Origin of the sequence: Brevibacterium limosum, assembly GCF_011617705.1 — a bacterium.
GTDB lineage: Bacteria > Actinomycetota > Actinomycetes > Actinomycetales > Brevibacteriaceae > Brevibacterium > Brevibacterium limosum.
Window position 1 is genome coordinate 2,321,425 of sequence record NZ_CP050154.1, and the last position, 21,593, is coordinate 2,343,017.

Below are 21,593 nucleotides of genomic sequence, written 5' to 3' on the forward strand. Positions count from 1 at the left end.
GGAGGCATGAACGACCTCGACTTGGCGATCGAACTCGCCGATCTCGCCGATGCCATCAGCCACCCGCACTTTCGGGCACAGGACTTCTCCGTCGAAACCAAACCCGATCTCACCCCGGTCACCGAATGCGACCGTGCGGTGGAGAAGACGATCATGGGCCGCCTCACCGAGGTCCGACCCGATGACAGCGTGCTCGGGGAGGAATTCGGGGCACATGGGGAATCATCGCGACGGTGGATCATCGATCCCATCGACGGGACGAAGAACTTCGTCCGCGGAGTGCCCGTCTGGGCGACGCTGATCTCCCTCTACGACGGCGACCGGCCGCTGCTCGGTGTGGTCTCCGCTCCAGCGCTCGGGCGCCGGTGGTGGGCGGTATCGGGTCAGGGCGCCTTCGCGACAGAACTCGGTTCCCCGGCCGAACGCATCACCGTGTCGTCGGTCGATGCCCTCGCCGACGCCTCACTGTCGTATTCGTCGCTGTCGGGCTGGAAGGAACTCGGGATCCTCGATGAGTTCCTCGGCCTCTGCGATTCGCTGTGGCGCACACGCGGATACGGCGACTTCTACTCGTATATGCTGCTGGCCGAGGGTGCGGTCGACCTCGCCTGCGAACCGGAACTCGCGCTCTACGATATGGGCGCGCTCGTGCCCATCGTCCTCGAAGCCGGAGGCACCTTCACGAACACGGCCGGGGTCCCCGGTCCCTTCGGCGGCAATGCCTTGGCCAGCAATTCACGACTCCATGAGGCCGCTCTCGATCGGCTCGGCCGGGTCGCTCCTGCGGAGGTGTCGTGATGCCGGACATCATGAGGGCCCCGCTGTGGCATGCGATGGCCGACGCCGCAGGTCTGACGAACCCTGACGGGTCGATCGGTGAGACGATCTACGGGCAGATGACGAAGTTCGCTGCGGAGGTCGGTGCCGTCAACCTCGGGCAGGGTGCTCCGGGCACTGAGCCGCCGGAGGACCTCATCGCCGCCACCGCCGAGGCGATGCGGGCCGGTTTCAATCAGTACGCCCCCGGTCAGGGTTTCCCGCGGCTGCTCGAAGCAGTGGCTGCCCAGCGCGGTCGGGATTTCGGTCAGCAGGTGGCCCCGGACGAGGTGCTCTATACCGCGGGTGCCACAGAAGGTCTGACGGCTGCGATCTTGGCTCTGCTGCCGCGCGGCGGCTCCCTCGTCGCATTCGAACCGTTCTACGATTCCTATCCTGCGGCGATCGCCGCTGCAGGCGGTGCGCTGCACACGGTCCCGATCCTGCACGAGGGGCACGGAGGCTTCGTCCCTGATTGGGAGGCCTTCGATCGGGTGGTCGCCGAGGTCGATCCTGCGATCATCCTTGTCAACACCCCACACAATCCCACCGGCTTCGTCTTCTCCGCCGCTGACCTCGCCCGGATCGGTCGTGCCGCCGCGGGGGTCGACGCCTGGGTGCTCTCCGATGAGGTCTACGAACAGCTCGTCCTCACCGATCAGGGGCATGTTCCTCCCGCCGTGGCGATCGGGGATTCCGCACGTGTCGTCACGGTCTCCTCGGCGGGCAAATCCTGGAACGCCACGGGGTGGAAGATCGGCTGGGTCATCGCCGCCCCCGAGGTGCGGCAGGCCATTCAGACGGTCAAGCAGTTCCTGTCGTTCACAGCCGGTGGTCCGATGCAGATCGGCATGGCCGATATGCTCACTGGCGATTCGCAGTTCGTCGCAGAGAATCGGGCTTCTCTGCGGGCGCGTGCGGAGGTGCTCGTGTCCGCCTGTCGCACAGTGCCCGGCGCGGGTGTGTCGACCCCGCAGGCCGGCTACTTCACAGTGGTGGATTTCTCTGCGCTGACGGATCTCGATGCCTTCGAGCTCAATGCTCTTCTGGCTAGGAAGTTCGGTCTGGTCGGAATCCCCGTTCCAGCGCTGTGCAGGCCGGGCAGCTCGGCCTACGAGGCCTATCGGTCCTCGATCCGGTATTCGTTCTGCAAATCGGTCGCCGACGTGGACTCGGGCGCACAGCTGCTCATCGCCCTCGGAGGGCATCTGCGCGAGAGCCCGGACGCTCTGCGGCAGCGGCCATGATCGGCTGACGGGCTCACCGCTGGCAGAGATGAGGCCGCAGCGATGCAGCCTGTGCTGGTTCCTCTGAGCAGGGACCGACGAAGGGGCGAACCGCTGATTCGGTTCGCCCCTTCTGTATCGGGCAGTGACACTGCCGGCTGAGTCTGTCCGCCTGACGGCGCTGTCGCCGTTCAGGCAGAAACTGCCTCAGTGCAGATCAGGCCTTGACGAGCTCGAGTTCGAGTTCGATCTTGATCTTGTCGGAGACGAGGAGCTCTCCTCCGCCGAGGACGGCCTCGAAGGACATTCCGAAGTCCTTGCGGTTGACCGTGGCGGTGGCCGAGAGACCGGCGACCTGGTTGCCGTTCGGGTCGGTGGCGACACCGGCGAATTCGGTTGCGAAGGCGACTTCCTTGGTCACGCCGCGCATCGTCAGCTCGCCGACGGTCTCGAACTCATCAGCGGCGTCGGCCTTGATCGCGGTCGACTTGAAGCTCAGCTTCGGGTGATCTTCGGCCAGGAAGAAGTCACCGCTCTTGAGGTGGCCGTCGCGCTGTTCGTTGCGGGTGCTGATCGAGTCCGCGGAGGCTTCGGCAGACACCGTGCTGTCTTCGAGGGTCTCACCGACGTCCACGCTGCCGGCGATCTCCTCGAAGTGGCCGCGGACCTTCGAGACACCCGCGTGGCGAGCGGTGAAGGTGAACTCCGAGTGGATGGGGTCGATGTTCCAGGTTCCGGCGGCGAGTCCCTGAGGCAGAGCAGTCATGATTTCTCCTTTTGGTTGAAATTTGAAGTACAAGAATGACTATAGTTCAACTTTCAACCACATGCAACCCCTGCAGGTGAACGGCAAGTGACCATGTGGCGGAGGTCACCTGTATTCGGTTTGGCCGTGCGGTGACCCCTCGTGTAAAGTTAAGAACACGCCGCGGGGTGGAGCAGTTCGGTAGCTCGCCGGGCTCATAACCCGGAGGTCGGAGGTTCAAATCCTCCCCCCGCCACCAAGGTGGCAGAACCCTCAGTCAGTTCAACTGGCTGGGGGTTCTTCTCATTCACAATCTCCTCACCGAGCAGTTGCGAAAGTGAGATGCCCATGTACCGGGCAATGGCGAGCAGCTCATCGATTCGAAATGGCATCTCGCCACGGATCCGCTTCGACACATTTCGCTGGGCAAACCCAAGGATCTCAGCAATGTCTGCTTGCCGCAGGTTGTACCGCGTCATCCACGCCGCAACCTCACGCCCGACTCTCTCGTTCTCAGTTAACTGCAGTTCTCCAATAGTCATGAGTCCAGCGTAGATCGAAACCGGCTCAATGTAAACGATATTGCGACACACCCAGAACCTATAGATCTACACGTCGTTGACCGGTAAAACCTATGTGTATACGGTGGCACCATGAGATATACAAGGCAGGTGCGAGCTAACGTGCTCGCCGAGATGGGCCGAAGAGAACTCAAAGAAGGTGACGTTGCTCAGATTCTGAATACAAGTCAGCGTTCAGTGTCGAAACGCATGACCGGCGATACAGACTGGCGGATCGGGGATCTGCTGCGGCTGGCGCAAGCGTGGGATATTCCGATTGCAACTTTGCTCGAAGGAACAGAGGACGACCCGTTCGCTCCTAATGGCGATCCGAAGCCGGTAGGTGCATGATGGCCCTCGCACTGGAATCAAAATTCTCTGAAGCAGAGGCACGCGAGCTTACAGACGAACTGCGAAGTGACTACGGATCGCTACAGGTCAAGATCTCCACCGCGTGGCAGGGACGAATTTGGCTGGCTCTCGGGTACGACTCCTGGCAGGACTACCTCGACAATGAGTTTAGAGATGTCAGCCTGCGTCCGCCGAAGGACCTTGAAGAACAAGTGATCTCCGAGCTTCGGGCAGCGGGGATGAGCACCCGAGGGATCGCATCAGCGGTCGATATTAGCCACCCTACGGTGTACCGCCGTCTGCGGGATGCAGGTGTTTCAAATGAAACACCTGAGGACGCGGCCGGCGCAGGTGAGCGAAATGATCCACCCGCCGTTCGGGCCCCGGTCATCGGTCTAGACGGCAAGTCTTACCAACCTCAACGTCCCACTCCCCCGGCTGACCGGTCAGAGGACATCGTGGATGCCGAGGTCATTGTCGAAGAGTCATGGCGCATGACCGGTCAAGAACCGGACACTGACCGGCTGGCATCAGACCTTGGAATCGAGCCAATCACGGTCACCATGACCGGCACGGACGCTCCACTGTCCGGGGCGCACATAGTCCGGGTGGTCAACGAACTACACGCAGGCACACGTGCACCTCTGCCCCTGGTCAAGAAGAAGTCCAAACTCCTGGAACAAGCATTCGCGACCGGTCTGGCCAACAGCGACCAGTTCGAGCTGGAGCAGATCACCGACCTCGGTCAGGACGTCGCGGACACGGTCGCGGGCGTGAACCCCTTGAAGTGGACACATCAATGTGTACTATCAGGCAACAAAATCCACCATAGACGCATAACCAACCTCGAAGTCAACAGGTGCTCGATAACCCAAAGCCGAGTGCCGACGCCCCGTGTTGTATCGAACTAACCACCGAAACACCTCCCGCCGACACTCGAGCTCCGAGGCCCACCGCTTCTCTCCCTGCAACGTCTCACGCTTCAACGCAGCGTTGACCGACTCCGCCAACGCATTATCAGCACTCGACCCCACCCTGCCCATCGACTGAACCACCCCGAACCGACGACACATCGCCTGAAACGACGAGGACGTATATTGCCGACCATGGTCGCTATGGAAAATCGCACCTTCCAGCGTTTCTCGATTGTTTAACGCATTCTGCAACGCGTCCTCGACAAGACTGGACCGCATATGATCGGCGATCGACCAGCCCACAATCCGCCGCGAATACAAATCGATGACGGTGGCCAAATACAAGAACTTCCCTTCATTACCATAGGGTAAGTAGGTGATGTCGCCGACGTAGGTCGTGCCCAACTCAGCGGCCGAGAAGTCCCGGCCCACCAGGTCGGCAAACACCTGAGCCTCCGGGTCCGCCATCGTCGTGGTCTTCGGCTTACGCAAGTGGATACCGACCATGCCGTTGTTCCGCATCAGGCGAGCAACCCGCTTACGGTTGACCGGCCCGTCCACTTCTGGGTCATCGGCCAGCTCGGCCGTGATCCGTCGATACCCGTACGTGTGGTCCCAGAACTCGAAATGGTGCTCAATCCGCTCGCACAGAGCATCATCAGCAGCCTGCCTGGCCGCCCGTGCCGACCGGGAGGCACACCACTTATAAAAGCTCGAGCGCTGGAGACCCAGCACGGCACACATCCGCTTCACCTCATGGGTGTTCCGGTGGTCGTCAACGAACTGGAAGAGGATCACCAGGTCGTCTCTGCCGCGAAATATTTCGTGGCCTTCCGCAAGATCTCTCGCTCTTCTTCCAACCGCTCCACATCCGATCGCAGTGACCGCTTATCGGCCCGCAACGAGTCGTTCTCGACCCGCAGACGCTTGGCCCGATCGATCAGATCAGCGTTCTCGACCCGCAGACGCGCCAGCTCTTCCTCAGCCGACTCCGGATGGCCTGCCGCGGCTGTCGGTACCGCTCCGGCGGCCTTCCCGGCCTGATGCACCCAGGACTTGATCGCGCCACGCGAGACGCCGAGATCGGTCGCGACTTGGGAATAGGACATATCGGGATGAGTCTCGTACAGCTCGACGGCGTCGGCTTTGAACTCGTCCGAGTACTTCTTCTTCGGCATGGTTTCTACTCGCATTCTCCGGCCCATTATGGGCCAGTCTCAGCGTGTCCACCACTCAGGGTTCATCCCCGTGAAAGCGTGTCGACGATACCAATCCAGCGGCCAGTCATCTTCGTCTGCCCCGATTGCGACTACTGTGCACCCCTCGCTCATGTTGTGTCGTAACATCGCCATGAGCATCAAGGTCCCATATCCTTTGCCGCGCCAGGTTGGTAACACATCTACCTCTTGCAGTCTCGCAAAATGATGGTCTGGTGCCGCCAGTCGAAAGCTTCCAATAGCTCCGATGACTTCTTGTTGGCGGAGCGCGAAGAACATTGTCATTCCGACGCGTTCGGCCCGAGCGCGAAGTTCCTCGACCATGATGCGGGCGCGTAGCTCAGTGACGCCATAGCTTGACTCGACCACAATTCTTTGTTGGGTGTAGTAATGCCAATCCGCTTCGGTTGCAATAGGTTGTAGAACGATCTGTGCCTCAGGAAGCTCCACATAGGACAGGTGTCGCGTTAGAAGAACTTTGGCGCAACCAATTTGGGAACTAGCCTCCAAAGGGGTGACAGTGTCATAGATCTGTCGCTCGGTGGTTAGTGCTAGAACCGTCTCGTCTCTAATCTGTGACATCAGTGCTTCCCGATCTGCGCGTGCAACCTTGCATAAGTCTATTCAGGAATATGCAGCAGGGCCTAGCGCTGGATAAAGGCATTCTACCGACCCTATGAAGGTTAGTTGGGCCTCTACCGGATTGTGTCAATTCCCGTCACAGTCACCTGTCCAGTTATGGCACACGTTTGTGCGACATCGCAGACGCTTTAGGAAGCGGCGACACACCAACAAAGATGGGACGTCGCAGAAACGATCGTTTGCGTGCCACTCTGCGTGGGTTCGCCGGGGAGGCATCACGATTGAGCAACAGTCGACGGCAGCTCCGGTACCGGCTTGCGCGTTCCACCGCTCGAGTCCGAATCGGTGCCTCGTGGGCAACACAATGTCTTGTAACCCATGGGTTCTGAGGCGCCTTGGTTACGAGACACTTTCACGCGTAGCGCGACCCAATGCTCCGATCGCTGTGCAAGCCGTTACATGCGGACAGACCCACTACTGCTAAATTCTCTTTTATGGAGCACACCGCCCTTACAGAACTGCTGATCTCTCTCGGTGTCCCGGAATCAGTTGTCAAAGAAGTTCCGAAGTTGCCAGGAACAGTGACCGGCTTGTTGATATACGGCAGCCGGTCCCGGGGCGATGCTGTAGCAAGTTCAGATCTCGATCTTCTCGCGCTCGTGCCCGTACAGCTTCCGTCCGTCAATATTGGTGCAGTCAGCGTCAGTTTCTACACCGTTGCCCAGCTCGCCACTGGTATTAGCAGCTTATTCGGTGCCCACCTGAAGCGCGATGGAAAGATCCTGCGCGATGACGACGGAACTCTTGCTGCCTCGTTGGAGCGAATGGGACAGGTCGATACGGCGCGGCTTTTCGAAAGGGCGAGAGTGATGTCTGAGCTTTTTACGACGCCAGATATCGACCTACCAAAGTACCTTCCAGGGCTCCTTCGTGAAGTTCGATACTTGCTCCGCAGTTGTCTGTATGCGCAGGCGATCGCGAAAGGATCGCCGTGTTTTTCCGTCCGAGAGATCGCAATTCGACATGGCGACCCGGACCTGGCGCGGCTGCTGGCATCGCGGCACGATGACGAATCAAGACTCACTGACTACTCTGCCTGTCAGTCACGTCTCCGAGGTCTAATTGGAGACTTCCCGGCCAGCCGACACGGATCTCTTGAAGCGACCGTGGTCAACGAATGGGGCGCAGGCAGCGATTTGCTGTCTATGGCCTTCATGGCGTTGGGCTCGAGCGGGGGCGGTTCAGATTACGCCGAGGTAGAGAAGATTCTCCTGTGACAGACCGACTGGCCTTCATCGGGGATGTACATGGCAACCTTGATGCCTTGCAGAAAATCCTTGACCTACTCGCCCCTTACGAGGGGCTACACCAGGTTTTCTTGGGAGACTACCTTAATAAGGGCCCGGACTCAGCGGACGTGCTCGATCTGCTATTGGCGAGGCAACGTGATGGCGTTGCGACGTTGCTTGCAGGCAATCATGAAACCTCGTTGCTCAAGGCGCTCGATACCGCCGATATGACTTCGTTCTTGAAGATGGGCGGTGCTACGACTATTCAGTCGTACTTACGTCGTCCTGTGCTTCCGGATGTACTCGACGATTTTCGGACCCACCTACCAGTGAGCCATCTAGAGGGGTTGCGATCGATGCCTCTGACTTGGGAGTCTGAGCACGTGGTTGCGCAGCATGCGCCATCATGTTGTACGGACAGCCGCTTCTCTATCAGTGCGCATGTGCCCGTCGGTCTTTCACCTCGCATTACCGCAACTGATATGTGGGTTTACTTGTCAAGGGACAAAGAAGAATTTTCCCGGCTCGGTTTCCGCTGTTTTCCAGGATGGCAGGAGTACCACCACGGCAAGGGCGAAGGTTCAGACGCGTCGTTATCGACTCACATGGTCAGACTGATATTCGGGGGTTGGTTACCCCATGACGATTATTCGAACCGGAGCATCCCGTTGTCTAGCATCGAGCGTCACCCGACCAGGTAGCCAGGTTGCCCATAGTTGCAACTCGGATCAGCTCCTGATGCTGCCTCGAGCCATCAGCCCCTGCCGTGGGGCACGATCATGGTGACTCACCTCATCCGGGCCTCCTGCCATTCGAGATCAGTCACGTACATTTGCAGGGGCGCGGCCACTGACCAGCACCAGCCTGCAAGTTCTCGGGCGACTGCGGTATTCGCTTTGACCCGTCGCTTCTTCCGAGCATCGAAATTCGTCCACACTCGGTGCAGTCGTTGATTGCCCTCGATCGCGCGGATTCTCGTCGCCGCATCAACTTTCTCGAATTGCCGTAATAAGCGGGCCCCGGGTCGCGAGTACGGGCGGGCATGCGTCCACGCCGCCTCGAGGAGCAGTTTCCTCGCATAGGTGTTCCCCGCCTTCGTGATCGCTCCCTGCGACCGCGATTGACCGGACGAATACTCTGACGGAGTCAGTCCCAGATAGGACCCGATCGTGGCTCCGGTGAACCTCGTCCAGTCGCCGATTTCGACAGCCAGCCCGAACCCAGTCGTGATTGAGATTCCTCGAAAACACATGAGGGCATCGATGATCGGCGCCTCCTCGGCTTCGGCGACCAACTCCGCGATCATCACGTCGAGGCGTCTGACATGGGCCATCAGTAAAGTCTCGGTCTCCAACTCGGCAGCCAAGGCCTGCTGCGATGCGGCTGGTTCGAGTCGCTGTCGGGCCAACCAGTCGTGATGGACCTGCGTCCACTTCGTGTCCTTGGGATACCGCAGCCCGTGCCGGAGGATCATCGCGTTGATTCGCTGTCGGGCGTGCGTGAGGTCTCCAACTGCTCGCTGTCGGGCACGGGAGACATCCCGGAGTCCTTCCTGACCGATCGGCGGGACGCGGACCGCGGTGATCTCACCCAACGACAGCATCCTCGCCAGGCCCAGGGCATCACGTTGATCGGTCTTGACGCGGTCTCCCGGGGCCCGTAGTAGTTTCGATGGTGCCGCGACCGTGCAGGTGATGTGATCGTCTGCCAGACTGCGGGCAAGTCCGTATCCCGTTGGGCCGGCCTCGTAGGTGACCGCGGTGTCGTCGCCGTGGGCCTTGATCTACGAGATCACCGTGGGGTTATCGGCTGGCATCGTTGCCTGGTCGATTTCGCCGGTGTCAGCGTTCAGTGCTACCGCGGTCACGGTTTTCGCGTGAACGTCTAATCCGATGAAGGTAGTCTTGAGCATGTCGGGACCTCCAAAAGCTCAAATGTGGCTCTACCAGTACACACCCGAATCCGGTGTTCCCGGTAGGACGGTGGCAGTGGCTGGGTAACCCACGATTCCTTTGATGCACGGAGGCCCCGGCCCCACCTTTCCCTCATATTGTCTAGCGCCCAAATCGACACCGGAAGCGGAAGCACCGACAAAAGCGGGCGCCTCACAGCATTCCTCTGGCCGAGCCGCACCTACTTGCAAGTTGATGCGACGGGCCGCCGGGTATTCTAAATCCTCCGACTCTGATTTTCTTCAGAGGGCAGCTGGTCCAATTGCCATCGCGCTTTTTTCGCGCCTTGCACGTTGCCCATTGAATTGTTGACTTCCACACAGCGCTCGGCGTAGTGACGAGCTTCTTCGAAATTACCCGCTGCACGGGAGCACTGAGTCAGAACAATCAGTGACTTCGCGATCCCCGAGGTGTGCGCGGTTTGCTCGTTCAGTCGTAGCGCTTGGAGCGCATAGGGAATCGCCTCGGTGGCGAGGCCCTGTCGCAGCTTGAGTTGAGCGATCGAGGTCCAAGCATTGGCATGTAGGTCCGATGGCGTTGTCCCTTTCAGGGTTTCCAACATGCTTGTCGCATACGATTCTGCGGCGTCAAAATCCCGCTCCCGGTTCTTTAGCCGGATCAGGTTCACTTGTGACTGGGCGATGTCCAGGCTGCGCGCGTACTTCAAGCGCAATTCGTACGCCTCGACGAAGTCATCGCTCGCCTCCGTCAAACGCTCCTGTCGCTGATAAGCCAGCCCCCGCTCGTCGAGGATTCGCGCCCGTACTTGCCACGCGGCTGCGGCCCGGCCGTCGAGTTCCCCGAGGATAATGCCGAGTCGGTTAATCGCATCTAAATCCATCCCTTTGCGACGCAAGATTCCCGCCTCGGTCACGAACGCTTCGCCTGCGAGAGTCGAATTCAGTTCAACGGAGCCGTCCAGAATCACCTCAATCGCCCGTTCCGCCTGTACGAGCGCGTCTTCGAAGAGGCCACGACGTCCGAGAGTGCGAGCGTACGCTAATTGCTCAAGAGGGCCCCCGACGGTTGCCGCGGTCTTGAGTTTCTCCAAACCCAGGTCAACCCGACCAAGCCGGATGAAGCTCTCGCCATCATGGCGGAGCTTCGCCGCGCCCAATATATTTCGGCCTGAACGAGGCTTCAGATCGATTTGGCGAGCCGTCTTAGTCCCCGCAGTTTTCTGCCACCCCGCAAGCCGATCACTAAGCTTGCGCTCAAGGTCCAGCTCATCGGTAAGGGTCTCGTATCTCAGCGCGTGCCGCTTCTCTAACTGAGTGCGCAGTTCTGATATCTCCATCGCCGGCGTTGGAGATTCGACGAATCCAACCCAGATGTCTTCCAGCGGTTGCTCAATCTCGCCGAGCGCGAGTAGGCCTGTAAATAGTTCTTCTTCCGTCCCCGAGGTGTATCCGAAAGGGCTGGCTGGATCGCTACCCCAAGACTCTTTGAATAGAACAATCATGAACTCGCTGCTAGCAATGAGCTCGTTGATTTGATCTTGTGGCCGCCGAACCGTGCCTCGGCTGTCGTTCTCCCAACCGACTAAATTGTATGTGCGTTCGCCGCTGCGACGTCGAGTCGAGTTGTACCGATCAATGATTGAATACACCAGTGATCGCTCTCTTCCGAGATCGCTGGGTGACGCCAAAAAGACTTGGAGAGGGCCTCTATCGCTCATGAACGCATGTTAGCCCACCACTTCTGGTGAAGGCACTGGGCTCTTGGTTTCGCGTATCCGCGAGAGGATCAGACAACGAGCATTTCTATCCGGCGACCATGTCCGTCCGCTTGTTTGTTGCGATGGTCGCCGATGTGCCTGATTTGCCATGCAACCAGGCTGTATCGAAACGCTAGGGATACGATACGTCTCGCTGGAGCCTCCGATCGGATTTCGCTCGACACGCCTGTCTGTGAGCTTCAGCGATAATTGGCGGTGTTCTGTCAACACTTCGTGGCGGTACTGAGTTCACGATTTCCGCATTCTTTTATGGACTACCCGACAAGAATTGAATGTCGAGCTCCCTCCCGCGCTGCGCGACTAGCCCGCATCAATCGTGAAAGTCTTCAGGCTCCCTTGGGATGCGCCTGGCCATGAGACAGAATTTATTGCCTTCCGGATCCGCGAGGACGTACCAGCTACCTGACGGCACTACGTCAGTTGGCTTCGCACCTAGAGACAAGAGCCTCTCGAGCTCGTCTTCTTGACTCCGGTCGGTAGGACACAGATCGAGATGCAGAGTTCCATCCGCGAAAGTATCGTCCGAGCGCTCGAAGAGAATCGCCGGGGCATTCGACGCTCCGGAGATCGCGACTCCAGTTTCGTCCTTGGCTGAAACCTCGTATCCGAGCGCTTCGCACCAGAATCGGCTCAGCCGATCTGGGTCTTGGGCCTTGACAACGAGGTCCCCAACTCGACTCGTCATGGGCCCACCCTACTTCCGACCTAAGGCAACAATGCGGCACTAACTCGCGTGTATCCCAGAATGACTTACAAAGCCCGAGGTGTCGCGACTATGAGACAGTTTTCTGCGAGACGAGTTGTCGAGACAATTCCAAGACCGCAATTTCGAGCCTTCATGATGGTGCCGGTCCTTCGATTCGACCGTCTTATAAAATTAAAGGTTTTCGAGAGATATCTGCGCTCACTCTTCAGACTTGAATCCATGTGTCAGTGAACGGTCATTTCAGACCACGGTGGAAAATCCACCGATAAGCCCCTGCAGTCCGTTGACCCATTGAGTCCATACTCCAGTGATCAGCAGTATTCCGATTCCGATGAGAACGGCCCCTCCCGCACGGGTAATTGCTGCATGATGATCTTTGACCCACCTCATGCGACCGCCGCCTCTGATGAGTAGCAAAGAGACAAGCAGGAAGGGAATGCCAAGACCCAGGCAATAACTGAGGGTCAATATGGTCCCGCGAAGCAAGGCACCGGATCCTGTCGGCCCGAAACTGGTCGTCAAAGCAAGTACTGCCGCTAATGTCGGCCCCATGCACGGGGCCCAGCTGAACGCGAACGTTCCGCCGAGAAGCGGTGCTCCCCACAATCCCGCCTGAGGGCGGCTCTTGATACGCCACTCCCGCTGGAGGAGACTCAATCCGCCCATGAAGATGATCCCTGCCACGATGACGATCGCACCCATGATGCGATTGATCACGTCCGCCCAGGCGCTGAGAAGTATCCCTGTGAGAGAAAAGACGAGTCCAATTGAGACGAAGACTGCCGAAAAGCCGAGCATGAACAAGAACACACCAATGACCACGCGGAATGTCTTCTGATCTTCGAGTGACTTCCCGGCAAGTCCAGTGACATAGCCAAGATAGCCAGGCACCAGTGGTAACACGCATGGCGACAGGAACGAGATGATCCCGGCGATCACAGCAATCGGGATTGCCAGCAGCATCGGGCCCGAGCTTGCTATCTGTGAGAACTGTTCACCGATCGTTGCCACAGCGATCACGTGTCTTTGGCAAGTACGTCAGTGATGAGGCCATCAAGAGTCGAGCGATCGACGATCCCGACGACACGAGCAGCAGGACGGCCCTTGGAATCGAGAATCACCGTCGACGGTACGGCCTGCGGTGGAAGAAGACCGCTCAAGGCCGCCACTGCCCGCCCTTCTTTGTCGAGCATGGAGGGGTAGGTGATGCCGAATTGTCGAGCAAATGCGTTTGCCGCAGCAGCTTCATCTCGGACATTGATTCCCAGGAAGGCCACTCCCTCCTCGCTAAACGATTCGTAGCTTTCCTGAAGGTCTGGTGCCTCTTCTCGACACGGTGGGCACGCTGCGTACCACAAGTTCAATACCACTGGGCTACCCTGCCATTCTTGTAGGTCGAAGGCATCCCCGTTCGTCGTGTTTCCGGCCAGCTGCACGGGTGTTGAGCGTTGCGATTCGGGAATCTGCGTGATCACTCCCGTGCCCGCCACGTACCCCTGATCATTTGATCCGGAAGTGTCCTCGACGCCTTTGTCGGCGGGAGCGCATCCGGTGATCGCACCCAGCGTGACCGCGAGCAAAGCGCTCCCGTAGGCCAGGCGGGAAAAGGATCGAAGTCGCGATCGCTGCGCATAGGTGTTTTGCACGTTGGCTCCTTGGGCAGTATGAATTCTTAAGATAATTCTACAATTCGTAGAATTCAGACTCGAATCACATGGCCTGCCAGCGGGGATATGGATCACAGCTGTCTAAGCTCACCGCCGAGCAGGCAGGAGGGTGATGGCCATTCCTTATTGGGCATATCCGCTTCCGCGCCGCAGCGCTTACCGTTGAGCCTCTTTGTGTACCACTGTGGGTCAAAAACGGCTTCACGGTATCGGTGATCAAGCATGCGACTCTAGATTACACATAGGTCAGCTGGCACTGTATAGTTCAGTACATGCTGACTATTGCTTCACGCCTCGACGTCATGAACCGGCTCGGCCGGGCTATGGCGGATCCGACGCGCTCCAAGATTCTGATGACGCTGCTCGACGCTCCGAGTTACCCGGCTGTGCTCTCTCGAGAGTTGGAATTGACGCGTTCGAACGTGTCGAACCATCTGACCTGCCTGCGCGATTGCGGGATCGTGGTCGCTGAGCCGGAGGGCCGACAGACGCGATACGAGATCGCCGATCCGCACCTCGCTGCTGCGCTCGTCGCGCTGGTGGACGTGACGCTGGCCGTGGATGAGCACGCGCCGTGCGTGGATTCGGCGTGCATAGTGCCGGGGTGCTGCGGAGCGGGGGCCGACGCGTGAGCGCGGCGTGCGGCTGCGAGCACGAGCCTGCTGCCACGGCGGGAGAGGAAATCGAAGAAGTAGAGAGACCCTGGTGGAAGGATCGCGGAATCATGGTGCCGGTGTTCTCCGGCGTTGCGTTCCTGACCGGGCTGATCTTCGATTGGTCCGCCCTCGAGATCCTGGGGCTTGTGCTGTTCTGGATCGGTCTGTTGCTGGGCGCGTCGACGTTCACTCCGGGAGCGATCCGGAAGCTTTTCAAGGGCAAGCTCGGTATCGGGCTGTTGATGTCGATCAGTGCGATCGGCGCTGTCATCCTCGGGTATGTCGAGGAGGCTGCGGCTCTGGCGTTCCTGTATTCGATCGCTGAGGCGCTGGAGGATAAGGCGATGGACCGCGCCCGGGGCGGGTTGCGGGCGTTGCTGAAGCTCGTGCCGGAGACGGCGATCGTGTTGCGCGACGGCGTCTCCGTCGAGGTCCCCGCGAAGGAGCTGGTTGCCGGGCAAATCTTGCTCGTCCGCCCAGGCGAGCGGATCGCGACCGATGGGATCGTCCGCTCGGGGCGCTCCAGCCTGGATACGTCGGCGATCACTGGGGAGTCGATTCCGGTCGAGGTCGATCCGGGTGATGAGGTGTCGGCGGGCGCGATCAACAGCTCGGGCGCGCTGGAGGTCGAGACGACTGCGGCGGGCACCGATAACTCGCTGACCACGATCGTCGAGCTGGTGGAGCAGGCACAGACGGAGAAGGGCGAGCGTGCTCGTCTCGCGGACAGGATCGCCCGTCCACTGGTGCCCGGCGTTCTGATCCTCGCTGCGGTGGTCGCGATCCTTGGGTCGCTGTTGAGTGACCCGGATGTGTGGATCACGCGTGCGCTCGTCGTGCTGGTCGCCGCCTCTCCATGTGCGTTGGCGATCTCGGTGCCGTTGACGGTCGTCGCCGCGATCGGTGCGGCGAGCAAGTTCGGCGTGATCATCAAGTCCGGTGCCGTCTTCGAGCGCTTCGGCACGATCCGGCACGTCGCCGTCGACAAGACCGGCACCCTGACCCGCAACGAGCCCGCGGTCACCGCCGTCCTGACCGTGGACGGCGTTGCTGAGACGCAGGCGCTGGCCTGGGCGGCGGCGCTGGAGCAGCACAGCACGCATCCCCTCGCGGCAGCGATCACGGCATCTGCACCCGGTGTGCCCGCAGCTGCGAACGTGACCGAGCAGACCGGATACGGCGTCGAAGGCATTGTCGACGGCGCTCGTATCACCGTCGGCAGCCCCCGCTGGCTCGACGCCGGCGAGCTCGGTGGCCAGGTCTCAACCCTGGAAGAGCAAGGCATGACCGTCGTGATCGTCCACCGCGACGGCTTCCCGGCCGCGGCGGTTGGTGTCCGTGATGAGCTGCGCCCTGAAGTCTCCGAGGTCGTCGGCACGCTCGCGGATCAGGGCATTGGGATGACGATGCTCACCGGAGACAACGCCCGGACCGCTGGTGCGCTGGCTGGCCAGGCGGGCATCAATGACGTGCGCGCGGAGCTGCGTCCCGAGGACAAGTCTGCTGCGATCGGTGATCTGTCGAAGGTGGGGTCAGTCGCGATGATCGGAGACGGCATCAACGACGCCCCGGCTCTCGCGGCCGCGGATATTGGCATCGCGATGGGAGCTACCGGCTCCGACGCAGCGATCGAGTCCGCCGACGTCGCCTTCACCGGCCACGACCTCCGCCTGATCCCGCGTGCGTTCGATCACGCCCGCCGTGGTCGGCGGATCATTAATCAGAACATCATTCTGTCGCTGCTGATTATCGCCGTACTGCTCCCTCTGGCCCTGTTTGGGGTCCTGGGGCTCGCCACTGTCGTCCTGGTCCATGAGGTCGCGGAGGTCGTCGTGATCCTCAACGGTCTGCGTGCTGCCCGCACCCGCAGATCACGATTGGAGAGCTGATGCTCACGACCATCGGATCAGCGATCGGACTGTTCGCTGCGACCAACATTGACGACATCGTCGTGCTCACAGTGCTGTTCCTCGCCTCTCGCCGAGGCCAGCTTCGTCCATGGCAGATCGTCGTGGGCCAGTACCTCGGGTTCATCACCCTCGTCGTGATCAGCGTGGTCGCTGCGCTCGGTCTCACGATCATCCCGGATGAGTGGGTGGGATTCCTCGGCTTGATCCCGCTCGGCATCGGTATCTGGGCCCTCGTGCGCGGCTTGCGCCGCAACGGCGATGACGATGACAAGATCGCCGCGGTCGGGCTGTGGGGCGTCGCCGGGATCACGATCGCCAACGGGGCCGACAATATCTCGCTCTACACGCCCATTTTCCGCACCAGCTCGCCCGGCGACGTCACGATCATGATCGTCGTATTCCTGATACTCGTCGCCGTGTGGTGCGCGGCCGGACGCCTAATCGGAACTCACAAGGCCGTCACCGAAACGCTCGAACGCGTCGAGCACTGGCTCGTCCCGGTCGTGTTCATCGGACTGGGCCTGTTCATCCTGGTCGAGTCCGGCGTCATCATCCGCCTCATCGAGGCCCTCGCATGACCCCGGACGCGACCTCCGACATTGAGCCGGCGTCGGTAGAGCCGCCGCAGAGGGGGCGCTGGCGGCTCACCGCAGCGTCGCTCCTGCTGGCCCTGGTCGTCGTCCTAATCGATCAGGGAACGAAAGCGTGGGCCCAGGCCACGCTCATCGAGGGTGAGCGAATCCCGCTGGTCGGTGACCTGCTGGGCTTGCAGCTCGCCTACAATCCCGGCGCGGCGTTCTCCTTCGGCGAGGGGTTCACCTGGGTGTTTGCTCTGGTGGCCGTGGCCGTCGCCATTGCCGCGCTTGTCTTCGCGTTTCGTGTCCGACGGCCCGGGTGGGCGGTGGGGATCGGTGCGCTCGGCGGGGCCGCCGCCTCGCACGCCGGAGACAGACTCTTCCGCCAACCAGGATTCGCGCAGGGGCACGTCGCGGACTTCCTCGCCTACGGCAACTGGTTCATCGGCAACATCGCTGACATCGTGATCGTCATAGTAGCGGTTGCAGGAACGCTCTTCATGATCCGCGACGACCAGAATTGAAATGATGACCAATCGAGATCAGGCTGCAGTATCTCGACGGCCGCTCGTACTGGGAGGTGCTCGACCGCAGGATCGCCGAAGCACTGTACGTGCGCACCAACGCGAGCAACTGAGCATCGAGAGTTCCGGCAGGCGGATCAGCATTTACAGTGAAGTCAGCCGCGGTCGAATTTACAATCACAATCGTGAGAACGATGCCCTAAGCCTGGATCCAGCCAAGACTGGGCGACCAGTAGTGACTGGATATGTCTTTTGGGTTCTGGATAGCATCATGATGCCTTCCGTTCTCCATCGCTGTTCTCAATATTGTGGCTTCCAGACTGGTGCATGAGATTGCAAGGGCGGTTGTCATTGTCATTGAGCGCAGATCCGTTTACACGAACCGCAGTTTTTCCACCCATCCGATGTGAGTGATGCCAGCATGATGCCATCCTCGAAGACCTACGTGAAAGTGAGCGACCGTTGAGCCGCAGCGTGAAAATCTCGCTAGCAATGATCGGCGTCGCCGCCCTCGTCCTCGCCGGTCTGCTGGTGTTCAATGACGACAGCAACGAACCACAATCGGACACCGCACCCACCAGTGCAGACACCGCCGACTTACTGGTCCGCGATGACAGCCCCCGCTTGTCTAAGGGTGGCGAAGCCGTGTTCGTGGAGTTCCTTGATTTCGAGTGCGAAGGCTGCCTGTCTCTTTACCCGGTCATCGAGGACCTGCGAAAGGAATACGGGGACCGTGTCACATTCGTCGTGCGTCATATGCCCTTACATAACAACTCCGTCAACGCAGCCCTGGCCGCCGAGGCGGCTGCTGAACAGGGCGAGTTCGAGGCGATGTATCAACGTTTGTTCGAAACGGTAGACGAATGGGGCCACCAGGAGACATCACAACGCGAGAAGTTCTCTGGTTACGCTAAGGAACTCGGCCTGGACATGGACCAGTTCACCGCAGCCTATGATGATCCGGCCACTCTCGAACGCGTTGAGCAGAGCCAGAAGGACGGGCAGGCCCTCGGAGTCACCGGCACGCCAACGTTCTTCCTCGACGGCGAGAAGCTCCAACCCGAAAGCGTCACTGACCTGGAGGAAGCTTTCGATGCTGCCCTCCAAGACTGAGACCGGCAACGAGACGGAGACACAAGAAACCCCGGTCACGTCGTCCCGTGGCCTGGCAGCGTTATTCGTCGTAGGCGGGCTCATCGGGTTGATAGCGGCTGTGGTGTTGCTGGTGGAGAAGATGACACTGGCCGCCAATCCGGACTATATCCCCAGCTGCAACGTCAACCCAGTTCTCTCCTGTGGCTCGGTAATGGCGACTCCGCAAGCCGCGGCATTTGGTGTTCCCAACCCGATCATCGGCGTCGCAGGTTTCGCCATCGTCGCGGCTATCGGCGTAGGTCTTTTCGCTGGAGGGCGATACACCGCCTGGTACTGGGCCACCATTCAGATCGGTGTCACGTTCGCGGTCATCTTCGTGCACTGGTTGATCTATCAGAGCCTCTACGTCATCGGGGCACTATGTCCCTACTGCATGGCAGTGTGGGCAGTGACGATCCCCATCTTTTGGTACACCTCTACCCGAAACCTCAGATCACTGAGCAAGGGACAAAAGTGGATCAACCTGCTCCACGAATACCGTGGAGCGATCCTGACTGGCTGGTTCCTCCTCATCATCGTTTTGATCGCCAACCGCTTCTGGGACTACTGGTCCACTCTCGTGTGATCCTCAACGCGATGAGTCGTCACCGCTCTAGGTAGTCTCGACGACCACGATATGGACCGGAAGAGACTCGCCTATTAATCCTTCTCGACTTGAGCCGCCATCTCAGTCTGTAAAACAACCGCCATTCATCGCTGAAGCTCACAGGTTAAATGACATTTTTCCGATGGCGGCGACGCAACAGTTCTGGTGTCACATAAACGAACGTATAAGTGGTGAGGTATGGACATGCTGGTTGGATACGTTCGAGTGTCGAAAGCTGATGGATCGCAGACCACCGATCTCCAGCGGGACGCGTTGTCTGCTGCGGGTGTCGATGATGCGCAATTGTATGAAGACAGAGCTTCAGGCAAGAAGGACGACCGACCACAACTGATCGCATGTCTCAAGGCTCTTCGTTCAGGAGACACGTTGATCGTGTGGAAGCTCGACCGTCTTGGCCGAGACTTGCGCCATTTGGTCAACATCGTCCATGACCTCACCGAGCGGGGGGTGGGGCTTAAGGTGCTTACTGGCCAAGGTGCTGCGATCGATACGACCACGGCGTCGGGCAAACTGGTGTTCGGAATTTTTGCGGCGTTGGCCGAATTTGAACGTGAACTCATCTCTGAGCGCACCAAAGCTGGTCTGGCCTCGGCGCGCGCGGGGTCGTAAGGGAGGTAGGCCTTTTAAGATGACCCCGGCCAAAGTTCGCCTCGCAATGGCATCGATGGGACAACCCGGCACCAATGTCGGTGACCTTTGCGTGGAAATTGGGGTAACTCGTCAGACGTTATACCGCCATGTTTCCCCAACTGGTGAGCTCCGCACCGATGGGGCCAAGCTCCTCGAGCGGTAAAACGAAGCGCAGACTGAGGAAAGCGGACTTCGCTGGCCGCTGCTTCTGGATCAAGTAGCCGCAAGACGGCGAATGCGGCCTAAGTGAGATGAAGATCAGTGACGCAGGTAGCACCATCTTCGGTGGTGGAAAAGGTGGTAGAGCCAGTCTTGCCTTCATGGCTGACTTTGATGGTTCCCTCGATATCGCTCGGTACCCAGAAACCGACGAAACCGTTATCGAAGGTCGTCGCTGGTTCATCGACGACGACGTCGCCGGTGGACTTATCGGTGATCTGGACGTCGAGGTCCTCGTTGCCGAGTTCTCCCTGGCAGGTGGTGAGGCTGTGATAGAAGCACTCGTGAGTGGTGTTCACATAAGGGGCAATCGACACATATGATTTCTCTGCTGGTAGATCGAGTGTCACCTCCTGCGCTTCGCCCGCTAGCACGAGTTCATCAGGATAGATCGATGCCATCAGATCGCTTGGACGATCGGTGACTGCGAGCTGGTCAAGATGGTCGATGGCCTCAACCGCGTCCATTCCTGCCAGTCCGTGATCGGAGAGAAATTCCTCCGACGAGACCGGATCGACCTCTGACCTTTCTTGAGAATCGTCGGCTGCACAACCAGCCAGTAGCAGTGTGAGCGCTGCAATGGCAATTCCTCGTCGTTTCACATCATCTCCTTACGTCCCACTCGGGGCTCTGCCTCATACGGTCATGATCGGATACGACTGATCGTTGCCGCAGGTCACATTCGTGTCATGTGCCACAAAATATAACTGGCCTGATTTCCATTGACAACCATACCCTCTATGGGTATATCGTCAGCCCCAGATAATACCTACCCTAGGTATTCAATGATGGAGGTCCAAGATGAGTGAGAACAGTGAGTTCATCGTTTCCGGGATGACGTGCGGTCATTGCGAAATGTCTGTGCGTGAGGAAGTCCAGGAGATAACGGGCGTGACCAACGTCGAGGTTTCCCACCAGACCGGAAGGCTCGTCGTGACGTCGGCAACGAACGTTAACCCTGAGGCCATCGTGAATGCGGTGGAGGAAGCCGGCTATCAAGCGGTACCGGCATAGAGCCGATGATTTCTAGCATCCCTACCTGCAGCCCTTCGGGCACCACCTGCCCTGATTCATATTCGGTTCGGGTCAATCACGACTTTCCAATATGGAATGAAGTCTGAGGAGCAACCAATGGCGAAATCGCAAGACTCGATCGACATCACACCCCCACAGGAAAACGACGTTGAAGAGGCTTCCGCTTGCCATGGTGCTGGTCATGAGCACGGATATATTCGCGACAAAGCGCAGTACCAACGACGTCTGGCGCGCATCGAGGGCCAGGTGCGCGGTATCGGACGGATGGTCGATGAAGAGCAGTATTGCATCGATATTCTTACTCAGGTCTCGGCCATCCAATCCGCGTTGCGCAACGTTGCCCGAGGTCTCCTCGACGACCATATGCGCAGCTGCGTCGTCGACGCGGTCAAAGACGGTGGAGCAGACGCTGATGACAAGCTCGACGAAGTGTCTGAAGCCATCAGTCGGTTGATGCGCAGCTGAGCCAGCCGCACGCTGTTGACCCGACTGGTCAGTGTTGGTTGTGTTTGCCTCAAT

General features: G+C 59.4%; 25 protein-coding genes, 1 tRNA gene and 1 pseudogene. 16 read left to right on the plus strand and 11 right to left on the minus strand.

The window, feature by feature from the left end:
• Positions 1-6: 6 nt before the first annotated feature.
• Both hisN and GUY37_RS10430 read left to right on the plus strand, forming a co-directional pair.
• A complete protein-coding gene (hisN, locus tag GUY37_RS10425) occupies positions 7-798 on the plus strand; it encodes a histidinol-phosphatase (RefSeq protein WP_166825291.1) in 792 nt (263 codons plus the stop codon).
• Positions 798-2,063, plus strand: a complete 1,266-nt coding sequence (locus GUY37_RS10430; protein WP_166825294.1) for an aminotransferase class I/II-fold pyridoxal phosphate-dependent enzyme — start codon at positions 798-800, stop codon at positions 2,061-2,063. Before hisN ends, GUY37_RS10430 begins: the two co-directional genes overlap by 1 nt.
• A gap of 196 nt (positions 2,064-2,259) precedes the next feature.
• Here the strand turns inward: GUY37_RS10430 and GUY37_RS10435 are convergent, their stop codons facing one another.
• The gene (locus GUY37_RS10435; protein WP_152346720.1) at positions 2,260-2,808 is read right to left on the minus strand and encodes a YceI family protein; all 549 of its coding nucleotides are present in this window, start codon (positions 2,806-2,808) and stop codon (positions 2,260-2,262) included.
• Between the two features lie 161 nt (positions 2,809-2,969).
• Here GUY37_RS10435 and GUY37_RS10440 point away from each other — a divergent pair.
• Positions 2,970-3,046, plus strand: a tRNA-Met gene (locus GUY37_RS10440).
• Here GUY37_RS10440 and GUY37_RS19510 read toward each other — a convergent pair.
• Positions 3,003-3,329 (minus strand): helix-turn-helix domain-containing protein, encoded by a 327-nt coding sequence (locus tag GUY37_RS19510; RefSeq protein ID WP_098731027.1) that lies wholly within the window; start codon positions 3,327-3,329, stop codon positions 3,003-3,005. The genes GUY37_RS10440 and GUY37_RS19510 overlap by 44 nt on opposite strands.
• Positions 3,330-3,470: 141 nt before the next feature.
• Between GUY37_RS19510 and GUY37_RS10450 the strand changes: the two genes are divergently transcribed.
• Both GUY37_RS10450 and GUY37_RS10455 read left to right on the plus strand, forming a co-directional pair.
• Positions 3,471-3,698: a helix-turn-helix domain-containing protein gene (locus GUY37_RS10450; RefSeq protein ID WP_166825297.1), complete on the plus strand. Its 228-nt coding sequence runs from the start codon at positions 3,471-3,473 to the stop codon at positions 3,696-3,698.
• Entirely contained in the window at positions 3,698-4,609 is a 912-nt protein-coding gene (locus GUY37_RS10455) for a helix-turn-helix domain-containing protein (protein WP_166825300.1), read from the plus strand. The genes GUY37_RS10450 and GUY37_RS10455 overlap by 1 nt, the downstream gene beginning before the upstream one ends.
• On the opposite strand, the gene GUY37_RS10460 is transcribed toward GUY37_RS10455, so the two are convergent.
• Together GUY37_RS10460 and GUY37_RS10465 are read right to left on the minus strand one after the other, a co-directional pair.
• Positions 4,508-5,790, minus strand: a protein-coding gene (locus tag GUY37_RS10460; RefSeq protein WP_166825303.1) for an IS3 family transposase whose coding sequence is annotated in 2 segments (ribosomal slippage) — positions 4,508-5,427 and positions 5,427-5,790 — 1,284 coding nt in all. Because the reading frame shifts where the segments join, the coding sequence is not laid out codon by codon here. The genes GUY37_RS10455 and GUY37_RS10460 overlap by 102 nt on opposite strands.
• Before the next feature lie 39 nt (positions 5,791-5,829).
• Positions 5,830-6,411 carry a GNAT family N-acetyltransferase gene (locus tag GUY37_RS10465; RefSeq protein ID WP_166825305.1) on the minus strand — a complete coding sequence of 194 codons (582 nt, stop codon included), beginning with the start codon at positions 6,409-6,411 and terminating at the stop codon, positions 5,830-5,832.
• A 494-nt stretch (positions 6,412-6,905) separates the two neighbouring features.
• Between GUY37_RS10465 and GUY37_RS10470 the strand changes: the two genes are divergently transcribed.
• Together GUY37_RS10470 and GUY37_RS10475 are read left to right on the plus strand one after the other, a co-directional pair.
• Positions 6,906-7,688 (plus strand): nucleotidyltransferase domain-containing protein, encoded by a 783-nt coding sequence (locus GUY37_RS10470; RefSeq protein WP_166825308.1) that lies wholly within the window; start codon positions 6,906-6,908, stop codon positions 7,686-7,688.
• Positions 7,685-8,401 (plus strand): metallophosphoesterase, encoded by a 717-nt coding sequence (locus GUY37_RS10475; RefSeq protein ID WP_166825311.1) that lies wholly within the window; start codon positions 7,685-7,687, stop codon positions 8,399-8,401. The genes GUY37_RS10470 and GUY37_RS10475 overlap by 4 nt, the downstream gene beginning before the upstream one ends.
• 86 nt (positions 8,402-8,487) lie before the next feature.
• Here the strand turns inward: GUY37_RS10475 and GUY37_RS10480 are convergent, their stop codons facing one another.
• The 6 genes from GUY37_RS10480 to GUY37_RS10500 all read right to left on the minus strand — a co-directional run bounded on the left by GUY37_RS10480 (position 8,488) and on the right by GUY37_RS10500 (position 13,742).
• Positions 8,488-9,483, minus strand: coding sequence for an IS110 family RNA-guided transposase (locus GUY37_RS10480; RefSeq protein ID WP_228278471.1), 996 nt, complete (start codon positions 9,481-9,483; stop codon positions 8,488-8,490).
• Positions 9,484-9,612: a hypothetical protein gene (locus GUY37_RS19350; protein WP_266096625.1), complete on the minus strand. Its 129-nt coding sequence runs from the start codon at positions 9,610-9,612 to the stop codon at positions 9,484-9,486.
• Between the two features lie 257 nt (positions 9,613-9,869).
• The gene (locus GUY37_RS10485) at positions 9,870-11,330 is read right to left on the minus strand and encodes a tetratricopeptide repeat protein (RefSeq protein ID WP_166825314.1); all 1,461 of its coding nucleotides are present in this window, start codon (positions 11,328-11,330) and stop codon (positions 9,870-9,872) included.
• Between the two features lie 370 nt (positions 11,331-11,700).
• Positions 11,701-12,075 carry a VOC family protein gene (locus GUY37_RS10490; protein ID WP_092106884.1) on the minus strand — a complete coding sequence of 125 codons (375 nt, stop codon included), beginning with the start codon at positions 12,073-12,075 and terminating at the stop codon, positions 11,701-11,703.
• 261 nt (positions 12,076-12,336) lie between these two features.
• Positions 12,337-13,116: a cytochrome c biogenesis CcdA family protein gene (locus GUY37_RS10495; RefSeq protein WP_166825317.1), complete on the minus strand. Its 780-nt coding sequence runs from the start codon at positions 13,114-13,116 to the stop codon at positions 12,337-12,339.
• Positions 13,113-13,742: a TlpA family protein disulfide reductase gene (locus tag GUY37_RS10500; protein ID WP_092106880.1), complete on the minus strand. Its 630-nt coding sequence runs from the start codon at positions 13,740-13,742 to the stop codon at positions 13,113-13,115. Before GUY37_RS10500 ends, GUY37_RS10495 begins: the two co-directional genes overlap by 4 nt.
• Positions 13,743-14,035: 293 nt before the next feature.
• Here GUY37_RS10500 and cmtR point away from each other — a divergent pair, with 293 nt between their 5' ends.
• The 7 genes and pseudogenes from cmtR to GUY37_RS10535 all read left to right on the plus strand — a co-directional run bounded on the left by cmtR (position 14,036) and on the right by GUY37_RS10535 (position 19,983).
• Positions 14,036-14,395 carry a Cd(II)/Pb(II)-sensing metalloregulatory transcriptional regulator CmtR gene (gene cmtR / locus GUY37_RS10505; protein WP_009885367.1) on the plus strand — a complete coding sequence of 120 codons (360 nt, stop codon included), beginning with the start codon at positions 14,036-14,038 and terminating at the stop codon, positions 14,393-14,395.
• The gene (locus GUY37_RS10510; RefSeq protein ID WP_062862466.1) at positions 14,392-16,308 is read left to right on the plus strand and encodes a heavy metal translocating P-type ATPase; all 1,917 of its coding nucleotides are present in this window, start codon (positions 14,392-14,394) and stop codon (positions 16,306-16,308) included. Before cmtR ends, GUY37_RS10510 begins: the two co-directional genes overlap by 4 nt.
• Positions 16,308-16,907: a cadmium resistance transporter gene (locus GUY37_RS10515; RefSeq protein ID WP_009885365.1), complete on the plus strand. Its 600-nt coding sequence runs from the start codon at positions 16,308-16,310 to the stop codon at positions 16,905-16,907. The genes GUY37_RS10510 and GUY37_RS10515 overlap by 1 nt, the downstream gene beginning before the upstream one ends.
• Entirely contained in the window at positions 16,904-17,428 is a 525-nt protein-coding gene (locus GUY37_RS10520) for a signal peptidase II (protein ID WP_166825320.1), read from the plus strand. The genes GUY37_RS10515 and GUY37_RS10520 overlap by 4 nt, the downstream gene beginning before the upstream one ends.
• A gap of 492 nt (positions 17,429-17,920) precedes the next feature.
• On the plus strand, positions 17,921-18,541 hold the full coding sequence (locus tag GUY37_RS10525) for a DsbA family protein (protein WP_092106876.1): 621 nt from the start codon (positions 17,921-17,923) through the stop codon (positions 18,539-18,541).
• Positions 18,522-19,148, plus strand: a complete 627-nt coding sequence (locus GUY37_RS10530; protein WP_166825322.1) for a vitamin K epoxide reductase family protein — start codon at positions 18,522-18,524, stop codon at positions 19,146-19,148. Before GUY37_RS10525 ends, GUY37_RS10530 begins: the two co-directional genes overlap by 20 nt.
• A 225-nt stretch (positions 19,149-19,373) precedes the next feature.
• Positions 19,374-19,983: pseudogene (locus GUY37_RS10535) on the plus strand (recombinase family protein).
• A 79-nt stretch (positions 19,984-20,062) separates the two neighbouring features.
• Here GUY37_RS10535 and GUY37_RS10540 read toward each other — a convergent pair.
• Complete coding sequence (locus GUY37_RS10540) at positions 20,063-20,641, minus strand: CueP family metal-binding protein (RefSeq protein WP_152346755.1); 579 nt, start codon at positions 20,639-20,641, stop codon at positions 20,063-20,065.
• A gap of 199 nt (positions 20,642-20,840) precedes the next feature.
• Between GUY37_RS10540 and GUY37_RS10545 the strand changes: the two genes are divergently transcribed.
• Complete coding sequence (locus GUY37_RS10545) at positions 20,841-21,053, plus strand: heavy-metal-associated domain-containing protein (protein ID WP_152346756.1); 213 nt, start codon at positions 20,841-20,843, stop codon at positions 21,051-21,053.
• A gap of 117 nt (positions 21,054-21,170) precedes the next feature.
• The gene (locus GUY37_RS10550; protein ID WP_166825325.1) at positions 21,171-21,539 is read left to right on the plus strand and encodes a metal-sensitive transcriptional regulator; all 369 of its coding nucleotides are present in this window, start codon (positions 21,171-21,173) and stop codon (positions 21,537-21,539) included.
• The last annotated feature ends 54 nt before the right edge of the window (positions 21,540-21,593 follow it).

Coding starts and splice junctions, on each gene's coding strand:
- GUY37_RS10465 (WP_166825305.1), bottom strand. CDS start 6,411: ATGTCACAGATTAGAGACGAGACGGTTCTAGCACTAACCACCGAGCGA.
- GUY37_RS10435 (WP_152346720.1), bottom strand. CDS start 2,808: ATGACTGCTCTGCCTCAGGGACTCGCCGCCGGAACCTGGAACATCGAC.
- GUY37_RS10515 (WP_009885365.1), top strand. CDS start 16,308: ATGCTCACGACCATCGGATCAGCGATCGGACTGTTCGCTGCGACCAAC.
- hisN (WP_166825291.1), top strand. CDS start 7: ATGAACGACCTCGACTTGGCGATCGAACTCGCCGATCTCGCCGATGCC.
- GUY37_RS19350 (WP_266096625.1), bottom strand. CDS start 9,612: ATGCTCAAGACTACCTTCATCGGATTAGACGTTCACGCGAAAACCGTG.
- GUY37_RS10470 (WP_166825308.1), top strand. CDS start 6,906: ATGGAGCACACCGCCCTTACAGAACTGCTGATCTCTCTCGGTGTCCCG.
- GUY37_RS10545 (WP_152346756.1), top strand. CDS start 20,841: ATGAGTGAGAACAGTGAGTTCATCGTTTCCGGGATGACGTGCGGTCAT.
- GUY37_RS10520 (WP_166825320.1), top strand. CDS start 16,904: ATGACCCCGGACGCGACCTCCGACATTGAGCCGGCGTCGGTAGAGCCG.
- GUY37_RS10455 (WP_166825300.1), top strand. CDS start 3,698: ATGGCCCTCGCACTGGAATCAAAATTCTCTGAAGCAGAGGCACGCGAG.
- GUY37_RS10490 (WP_092106884.1), bottom strand. CDS start 12,075: ATGACGAGTCGAGTTGGGGACCTCGTTGTCAAGGCCCAAGACCCAGAT.
- GUY37_RS10430 (WP_166825294.1), top strand. CDS start 798: ATGCCGGACATCATGAGGGCCCCGCTGTGGCATGCGATGGCCGACGCC.
- GUY37_RS10485 (WP_166825314.1), bottom strand. CDS start 11,330: ATGAGCGATAGAGGCCCTCTCCAAGTCTTTTTGGCGTCACCCAGCGAT.
- GUY37_RS10525 (WP_092106876.1), top strand. CDS start 17,921: ATGATCGGCGTCGCCGCCCTCGTCCTCGCCGGTCTGCTGGTGTTCAAT.
- cmtR (WP_009885367.1), top strand. CDS start 14,036: ATGCTGACTATTGCTTCACGCCTCGACGTCATGAACCGGCTCGGCCGG.
- GUY37_RS10530 (WP_166825322.1), top strand. CDS start 18,522: ATGCTGCCCTCCAAGACTGAGACCGGCAACGAGACGGAGACACAAGAA.
- GUY37_RS10550 (WP_166825325.1), top strand. CDS start 21,171: ATGGCGAAATCGCAAGACTCGATCGACATCACACCCCCACAGGAAAAC.
- GUY37_RS19510 (WP_098731027.1), bottom strand. CDS start 3,329: ATGACTATTGGAGAACTGCAGTTAACTGAGAACGAGAGAGTCGGGCGT.